This is a genomic window from Flagellimonas yonaguniensis, assembly GCF_029193885.1.
In the GTDB taxonomy this organism is placed as follows: Bacteria; Bacteroidota; Bacteroidia; order Flavobacteriales; family Flavobacteriaceae; genus Flagellimonas; species Flagellimonas yonaguniensis.
Map to the genome: position 1 here is coordinate 1 of NZ_JARFVB010000043.1, position 1,220 is coordinate 1,220.

At 49.6% G+C, this 1,220-nt stretch carries 2 protein-coding genes; both read right to left on the reverse strand.

The features are described 5' to 3' along the window. Positions 1-49: 49 nt before the first annotated feature. Positions 50-868, reverse strand: a complete 819-nt coding sequence (locus tag PY092_RS19625; RefSeq protein WP_127136440.1) for an IS3 family transposase — start codon at positions 866-868, stop codon at positions 50-52. Between the two features lie 23 nt (positions 869-891). Then, on the reverse strand, positions 892-1,167 hold the full coding sequence (locus tag PY092_RS19630; protein WP_072882405.1) for a transposase: 276 nt from the start codon (positions 1,165-1,167) through the stop codon (positions 892-894). Between the last annotated feature and the right edge of the window lie 53 nt (positions 1,168-1,220).

Here is a 1,220-nt window from a genome sequence, read left to right on the forward strand (position 1 = left end):
TGTAGATACCCCGATCTTTAGGACAGTTTCTCTACAAAACTAATATAATTCAAGCCGCTCTCTTAAATAGATCGATAGGTCTTTCATAGTCGATGGACTGGTGTCTTCTTTCATGGTTGTAATAATCAAAGTACTCTGCCAATAACAGATAAAGGTCCATACCGTCCCTTGGAGGGTTCAGGTATATCTTCTCGTATTTTACATTCCTCCATAGCCTTTCGATAAAGGCATTGTCCGTGGCCCTTCCCTTACCGTCCATGCTCAGGCGTATTCCCTGGCCCAAAACATAATTGGCGAACTCCTCGGCGGTGAACTGGCTCCCCTGGTCCGTATTGAGGATCTCAGGTGTCCCGTGCTCACCTATGGCCTCTTCCAATGTTTCCCTGCACCATTGGGCATCCATGGAATTGGACACGCTCCAGTTCAGGACATAGCGGCTGTGCAGGTCGATGATGGCCACCAGGTAGAGATATCCCTGTTGCATGGGGATATAGGTGATGTCGGTTGCCCATACCTGATTGGGCCTGTCAACTGTCAGGTTGCGTAGCAGGTAGGGATACGTTTTGTGGTCCTTGCACCTTCGGGAGGTGTGCTTTCCCGGAAGTACCGCCCTAAGCCCCATTACCTTGTAATAGAGCCGTTCGATCCGGTTCCTGCTCACTTTATAGCCTTTGTCTTTGGTCAGCCAGATGTGCATCCGCTTGGCCCCTTTGAAAGGGTGGTGGAGATAATGTTCGTCCATCTCCCGCATGAGCTTCAGGTTCAGTTCGGTCTCGCCCCTGGGCTTATAGTACAGCCCGGAACGATGGACCGACAATGTTTCGCATTGTTTTACAATGCTCATCTTGGAATGACCCTTGCGTATCATTTTTCTGCGTTCGGAGAGTGGTCTCAGCGCAAGGCGTCCTTTAAAAAATCGTTCTCGACCTTCAACTGGCCTATGGCCTTTAGAAGTTTGTCCTTCTCCCTTTCGGTCTCGCTGCGGGCATCCTTCTTGCCCGATTCGAACACCTGCTCGGCCCCATCGAGGAAATCGCGCTTCCATGCGCTGATCTGGGTCGGGTGTATCTCGTACTTCTGGGCAAGTTCGGCAAGGCTATGCCGCTCTTTCAAGGCTTCCAATACCACCTTGGTCTTGAACTTCGGGGTAAACTTTCTTCGTGTCATATTCAGTAAATTTAATGATTAAACTTACTGCCCTAATTTTTGGGGTATCTACA